A 6,158-nucleotide genomic window follows, 5' to 3' on the forward strand; every position below is an offset into this window, starting at 1 on the left:
TGTCACCTTGGCTTTCGCAGCCTCCTCAGCCGACTCGGCTGACCCCAGTTTCGCCTGCCGCCTCCAGCCGGGCGCGAAGCGGACTTCGAGCACGGCCATGATGATGGTCGCGAACGCAAGGGTGTAGCAGGCGGAGAAGAGTAGATCTCGAAGGAGGCTTGGTGCATGACGGGCAAGGACCGTCCAGATACCCAGGCCGACGGTGAGCAACTGCCCAATGAGCGCCCACCCCCAGCGCACCTTCGCCTTGCGAGCAGCGATGACGATGATCAGCGCAGTGAGGACGCCATCAACCGCCGGTAAGAACACCTCGACACCGGCGTTCGCGGCCTGGCTGATCCCTTCGAGGAACTCCTCGGTGTAAGGCCAGAGGAACGCCAGCACGAAGAGCGGCACATATGCACCGCTCCTCGATCTGTGATCGGACCCGCTGGGGCTCCCTTCACCGAGAATCGGCCTTTCGGGCATCTGGCCGCGCTGCTTCGGACGTGACGCGGAGAGCCGTTCGATAGCACACCAGGCAGCAGCGACGAGCAGAGCTCCCGGCAGAATCTTCCACATCCGTCTGCGGGCGATGCGCCGGGAAGGCGGCGAAGGAACCGTGGAGGGCCGGACAGTGGAAGCCATGCCTCATTCCAGCGCAGACCTCGCGAGGCCGTCGCAACCTTCGCCGACCCGTGATCTCCTGCCTCACCCCACGCCCTACGGGCGGTTCGTGACGCTGCAGGAGGAGCGCGACGTGACCTGCCACCGCCCTGTTCGCCGCCTTCCCCCCTGCACCATCCGCCCGCACCACCGCCAAGACCGGCCGCCCCCTCACCATCCGCCCGCACCACGACTTCCAGGCCGCCGCCCGCCACCGACCTCGCCTGGCAGAACGACTACCGGCGCTGGCGCCCCATGGCCGAACGCGCCGCGGCCTTGCTGGTCGCCCGCGGCAACCACCGCCTGCCCTACCGCGGCACCCACACAGGCGACCGCCGGCTCCACCATCGCGCCGCCGCTCTCAACCACCGCTGCCTGGTCGACCTCGGCCTCATCCACCTCAACAACACCTAGACTCTCACCCCGATCACCCCATAGACGTCGGACAGGCCAACTCATAGACCCACCCGCCAAGATCTTCAGGACACTCCGAGCCCCGGTTGGACGGACCGCCGGGGCGCTCCAGCCGGCGGCGGGATGGATTCCTGACAGCCGATCCCGGTGCGACAGCCCCAGGTACGCCTCCCCGGGGGGGAGGGTCACACCGGGGGAAGACACCGGGATGATGTCGATGCTCAGCCGCGCGGGGATGCACCGTTCCACTCGAACAGGTCTCTGGCCGGCACGCTGAGCGCGTCGGCGATCTGGAAGACCTTGTCCAGGTGCGGGCTGTACATACCGTTCTCGATCCGATTGATCGTCTTACGGTCGACGTCGGCCATCTCGCCGAGTTGTTCCTGGGTAAGTCCGTGCCCTTCGCGGACTTCGCGCAGGCGTTGGCCGAACTGTCTGCGCAGCTCAGCCAGGCGTGGCGCGATTGGATTGGGCACCTACCCACGGTTGCGCGCATGATCACCAAAGGTCTGTACCAACGTTGGTACAAATACTGGTAGCGGGCGCCCGGCAAAGGCCCCTGACGTGCAAGCATGCAGCCGCATCACCCATATGCGTCGTCGTTGCCGCCGCCCTGGAGCAGCCCACATGATCCGTTCATGGCAAGAGCCTTGCCCATCCCGCACCATCACCCCGCCCCGACGCGACCGCGACGGCGGCTTCTCCCCCGCCTGGCTGCTCATCCAGGCAGCCCGGCTGTCGTGGGAGATCCGCAACATCCTGCAACTGATCAATGGAATGCGGCTCAACCTCGGCGAAGAACTCCAGATCCAGCGCGAAGCCAGCGACGTGCTGGCGAACGCCGCCCACGCCACCGCCATCATGGAAGCCCGGCTGCCGCTGGCACCCGCCTGGAGCAGCGGCCCACCCCGAGCCCGGTCCATCTTCGCCCAGGCCCGCGAAGCCGGCACCGACCCCGCCGAGGTGTCCGTTCAGGTGGCCCCGCCTCGGCCGACCATCGACCCGCAGATCATCGCCGAGGTGAAGGCCGCCCTCCGCGACGACCCCGACCCCGAAGCGCAATGCGCGGGCACCACCGCGAAGAAAGACCGCTGCGCCAAGACCATCGTCAAAGGCATCGGCTCCGAACACTGCAGCGTCCACCTCACCCTCGCCGAACGCCGCCGCCGCGACAACCTGCGCGCCGCGCAGGACCGGCAGTCACGCGCGGTCGAAGACGCGCTCGAAGACCAGCGACTGTCGCTGGCCACCACATGGATCGACCGCTACGGACGCCGCCCCCACCGGTTGGAGCTTCCCAGCCCAGCGGGCCGGCCCCGCCAGGTCGCCTCCCTGCCCGGCAGGACCGAGTTCAAGGCCGACCCTGAGGAACTGGCCATACTCACCCTGTACGCCAGCGGCTGGCCGACGCTGTGCCCACGCTCAGCCGAGATCATCAGCGCCCTCATGGACTGCCCGCACCCCACCACGGCCCGTCTCGCCGAGATCGCCGCCGCACAGGCGCCCAAGCGCTGGGCGGGTGGCGAGCAATGGCTGGATTCGAGCATCTGGGACGGCGTCCAGCCTCCCGCCCTGGCGCTGCCCGCGGCCGATCAGGCGCCCGAACTCGATGAATACCCACCCGTACGGGTGCTGCGCCACCGCTTGGACGATGACCAGAACGCCTGGCGGCGCTGGCAGACCGGATTCGCCACGCTCGTCGAAGCCTGTGATGACCCACCGGTGGACACCATGGCCGAACTTTTGGCCTTCTGGCAGGACATCGGCATCCTGATCCCGCACGGCAGCGATGCCGGGCAGCCGATCTGGGCCGTCGACGCCTCGCTCCCCTCTCCATGGCGCGTGGTGTATACCCGAGGGACTGTCGTGCCGGCACCCGTGCTGGTCACCACACTGGATTGGCTACTCGAAGAAGACGTCCCCGTCGACGACGACCTGCCGCCGCGCGAGCTGTTCCAGTGGATCCTGACCTCTGGTGGGAACCGTGGCGACAGGACCGCCATGCTCACCGGCGGCGTCTCTTCCTCTCCAGCATGAGGTTGATCAGGTCGGCGAGGGCTTGCCGGTCCTGCGCGATCGTTATCTGGGGTTGGCGCGCGTTCTGCCGGTCAGACGCATGGAGCTGATTAAGGCACGCCGGCGAGTAGCTTGTCCCCGGATGGGTCAGGCTTGCGCTGCCGCATCGGCAGCAATCAGGTCTTCGCCGCGGACGGTGAACTCACCGGCGAGCAGGCGGCGGGCCCAGTCTTCGGCGCGGGCGACGGCCTCGGGATCGCGCCGCACCCATTCCTCCCGCTGGGCTTGGAGCCACCGTTGGGAGTCGAGCGCTCGGCGACGCCGCTCGAGGACAACGGCGGCGGCCGCTCCGGGCCCGGCCAACCGGTCGATGGCGGCATGGAGTTCGTCCAGCGGCAAAGCGGTGAGTAGCTCGCTGACGTAGCCGATGAGCGCCTGCTGTTCAACCTCGGGCAGCAGGCGCGGCAGTTCCTCTTGAGGACTCTGTGGGGTCATCGTGGGCTCGTTTCTGCGAGGCCGTGACGGGTTCGCAGTAGGCGCTGCTCCTCGGGGGCCAGCCCCGACAGGGCCAGGAACTCCTCCGGGCTGGTGCGGACGGCTCCAGAGCTGAAACGCCAGGCGTGGTCGATCGGTTCGTGCGAGGTGTCCTCTGGCCGCGGCTGATTCGTCATCGTTGCAGGCTAGCCGACGGCTGACCGCCTGCTCTGCGGCAGGCCCCCGGGGCAGGCTGATGAGGTGGCCGTCTGGAGGACTGTCGTTGTCGCAGGGCGCTGGTAGCGTCGGGCCTCCGCTCACGGAGGGCAGAGCCCGGCTGTGCCGACGTTGCCCGCGATCCGCGAGGCCTTGAGCCACCCACGTGATCGAGAGGGTTTAGACTGGCAGCTGCCCGCCGCAGTGGAAGAGGCGCGCGCGGCCGGCAACTGGAAGCCAGTGGATGACTTCACCCATAGGTGGTGGATCGTCGCCTGTGACAGCATGCAACATCCCGAAGGTCGCCAGCAGACGTGGGACGCCGTCGACGACATCCGAGCTAGAGTCGATCGCGGCGAGCCGCTTCCCGAGGGGCGCCCGTTCGACGAGGTCATCGCCGAGATCGCGGCCAAGCGCGGGATCGAGCTGCCCACCCTGGGCGAGATTCGCGACCGGCGACGATCACGGTCCGACGGTTAGTTCGGGCAGGTGGTCGGCGACGACCTGCCCGAGGTGACGCATGCCCAGGCGGTGGCGGATCTCGCGGCTGAGGCCGGGCAGACGACGGCGCAGCAGCCGCCAGTCCACCCCGATGTTTGGACGACCAGCACCCGCCCGTCCAGCCGGGCCAGGATCTACCCGCACACGTCCTCCAGTGCGGGGGCGCCCCTCGTGCCGTGCCTCCAGCTAGGCATGGGTCAGGTGAGGGCGACCGGTTGGATCAGGGCACCGTGAAAGGGTGCTTGGCGAGCAGTGCTTCGAAGAAGTCCTGAAGCATCGCGGTGACCGAGGTGTCGTTCCTGGTCAGCTCGTAGCCGCCGAACCGGTACACCTCATACCCCTTGAGCCGCAGCGCTCGGTCTTCGGCGGCCATCTTGGAGTACCGGTGGGGTGAGGCGGCCGCGCCTGCGTGCAGGCCGTCGGCGTAGTGCTGCTGGCCGTCGACTTCCAGGACGACACGGGTACTGTGCGGCAGGAGCAGCAGGAAGTCCATGCGCTCGCGTCCCAGCACGCTGTCGTGGCCGCCTCGCTGCCTGCGGGTCTGCGGGTCGTAGTGCGAGTACACCTGCGGAATGAGGGCGGGGCAGCGCATGGTGTCCTTGCGCAGGAGATAGGCCTGGGCGTAGGTGTGGAAGAGGACCCGCTCGGGCTCGCTGGCCAGTGACCTCCACAGCCGACTGCACAGATCTCGTCCGGCATCAAAATCGGGCACCTCGGCAGGGAGAGCCTGCCGGTCACGCCACCAGGACAACAGGTCGGCCCAGGTGAGCCCTTCGGCTTTCAGGGGCCTGTCGTAGACCAGGCAGTTCTCGGCATTGCGCACGATCTGGATGTCGTTGTTCACCGCGTCCCCGAGCACGATCTTGGGTTTGGGCCCGTCCGCGGCGAAGATGACGTTCTTCATCGTCCCGGAGACACCGCCGCCGATCCTGCGGCCGGCGAAGATCTGCGCTCCGCTGATCTGGCCAACTTGAACGAGCTCGTACCCGTCATGGACAAGGACGGAGTTGTAAAAGACGTGCAGATGCCGGACTTCGGCCTGCTCAGGGCGCACTACGGGGTGAAGGGTCTCGGCCAGGAACCGCAGGAGCCGCCCATCGTGCGTGCCGATGCCGAACCGCTCGTCCCGATAGATCCAGTCGGCGGGGTAGTCGTCGTTGTTGATGCAGTGCTGGATGAGGTCTAAGCGGGCGGTGGCGTACCGGGGGTCGTGGCTCGGCATCTGGTCCAGGTTGTACAAGCGGTCGAGAAAGGCGACCTCGTCGAGTGTGCCCCACCAGAACAGATCTGGGCGCTTCACAGGGGCGCCCGTCTCCGCCAGCTCACTCATGACCTTCATGCGGACCGCGTCGAGACCGTCGATGAGCCTGCGGCGGGTGACCTCCGTGATCTGCTTGGCAGCGTCATCGCGGTCGTCGTGCTGCGCCGTCTGTAGGTCCTCGATGGTTTCCAGCTGTGCGAGCACCGGCTCGAACAGGCTGGTGAGGTAGGCCCGCCGCTTCGCCCAGCCTCCCGCATCCGACATCCCCCGGCTTTTCCAGTACAGGCGGAAACTGGACTGGTCGCGAAACGGCGGGTCGAACACGATACGAAGACGCCCCAGGACAGCACGCAGAGCCCTCAACGCGACGGCGATCTCGGCGTTGTCCAGGCGGAGGTTCTTCTGCTCGGTCCCGTAGTCCAGCAGCTCATCCCAGATCAGCCGGGACAGCGCTGATGCGGCGTCCACGTCAGCAAGGTCCGCTAACCTCAGCTATTCAGGCGGTATTTCCCGGTGAAGATCAATAAATAAAGAAGGTGCCTCCGACCTGCGATGATCGGATTGCTGAGATCACAACATCGCACAGAACGGACGCACCTTCCGGGTGAACGCTACGGCATGGGACCGCCGC

Annotated in this window: 9 protein-coding genes; 3 read left to right on the forward strand and 6 right to left on the reverse strand. The window is 67.2% G+C overall.

Annotated features, from left to right (window positions below; genetic code table 11):
• Window positions 1–396 (reverse strand): hypothetical protein (locus AB0C16_RS39525; RefSeq protein ID WP_357691192.1); only part of this gene is annotated, 396 nt, incomplete at its 3' end.
• A 504-nt stretch (window positions 397–900) separates the two neighbouring features.
• On the opposite strand from AB0C16_RS39525, the gene AB0C16_RS39530 reads away from it, so the two are divergent.
• Window positions 901–1,059 (forward strand): hypothetical protein, encoded by a 159-nt coding sequence (locus AB0C16_RS39530; RefSeq protein ID WP_357691194.1) that lies wholly within the window; start codon window positions 901–903, stop codon window positions 1,057–1,059.
• A 221-nt stretch (window positions 1,060–1,280) separates the two neighbouring features.
• Here the strand turns inward: AB0C16_RS39530 and AB0C16_RS39535 are convergent, their stop codons facing one another.
• The gene (locus AB0C16_RS39535; protein ID WP_357691196.1) at window positions 1,281–1,535 is read right to left on the reverse strand and encodes a helix-turn-helix transcriptional regulator; all 255 of its coding nucleotides are present in this window, start codon (window positions 1,533–1,535) and stop codon (window positions 1,281–1,283) included.
• 151 nt (window positions 1,536–1,686) lie between these two features.
• Between AB0C16_RS39535 and AB0C16_RS39540 the strand changes: the two genes are divergently transcribed.
• On the forward strand, window positions 1,687–3,096 hold the full coding sequence (locus tag AB0C16_RS39540; protein ID WP_357691198.1) for a hypothetical protein: 1,410 nt from the start codon (window positions 1,687–1,689) through the stop codon (window positions 3,094–3,096).
• 126 nt (window positions 3,097–3,222) lie between these two features.
• On the opposite strand, the gene AB0C16_RS39545 is transcribed toward AB0C16_RS39540, so the two are convergent.
• Both AB0C16_RS39545 and AB0C16_RS39550 read right to left on the reverse strand, forming a co-directional pair.
• Window positions 3,223–3,570 carry a hypothetical protein gene (locus AB0C16_RS39545; protein WP_357691200.1) on the reverse strand — a complete coding sequence of 116 codons (348 nt, stop codon included), beginning with the start codon at window positions 3,568–3,570 and terminating at the stop codon, window positions 3,223–3,225.
• The gene (locus AB0C16_RS39550) at window positions 3,567–3,746 is read right to left on the reverse strand and encodes a hypothetical protein (protein ID WP_357691202.1); all 180 of its coding nucleotides are present in this window, start codon (window positions 3,744–3,746) and stop codon (window positions 3,567–3,569) included. The genes AB0C16_RS39545 and AB0C16_RS39550 overlap by 4 nt, the downstream gene beginning before the upstream one ends.
• A gap of 142 nt (window positions 3,747–3,888) precedes the next feature.
• Between AB0C16_RS39550 and AB0C16_RS39555 the strand changes: the two genes are divergently transcribed.
• Window positions 3,889–4,245, forward strand: coding sequence for a DUF6247 family protein (locus tag AB0C16_RS39555; protein WP_357691204.1), 357 nt, complete (start codon window positions 3,889–3,891; stop codon window positions 4,243–4,245).
• Here AB0C16_RS39555 and AB0C16_RS39560 read toward each other — a convergent pair.
• Both AB0C16_RS39560 and AB0C16_RS39565 read right to left on the reverse strand, forming a co-directional pair.
• Complete coding sequence (locus AB0C16_RS39560; protein ID WP_357691206.1) at window positions 4,228–4,353, reverse strand: hypothetical protein; 126 nt, start codon at window positions 4,351–4,353, stop codon at window positions 4,228–4,230. The genes AB0C16_RS39555 and AB0C16_RS39560 overlap by 18 nt on opposite strands.
• Before the next feature lie 133 nt (window positions 4,354–4,486).
• Complete coding sequence (locus tag AB0C16_RS39565) at window positions 4,487–5,995, reverse strand: hypothetical protein (RefSeq protein WP_357691208.1); 1,509 nt, start codon at window positions 5,993–5,995, stop codon at window positions 4,487–4,489.
• Between the last annotated feature and the right edge of the window lie 163 nt (window positions 5,996–6,158).

This window comes from Nonomuraea sp. NPDC048916 (assembly GCF_040649575.1).
In the GTDB taxonomy this organism is placed as follows: Bacteria; Actinomycetota; Actinomycetes; order Streptosporangiales; family Streptosporangiaceae; genus Nonomuraea.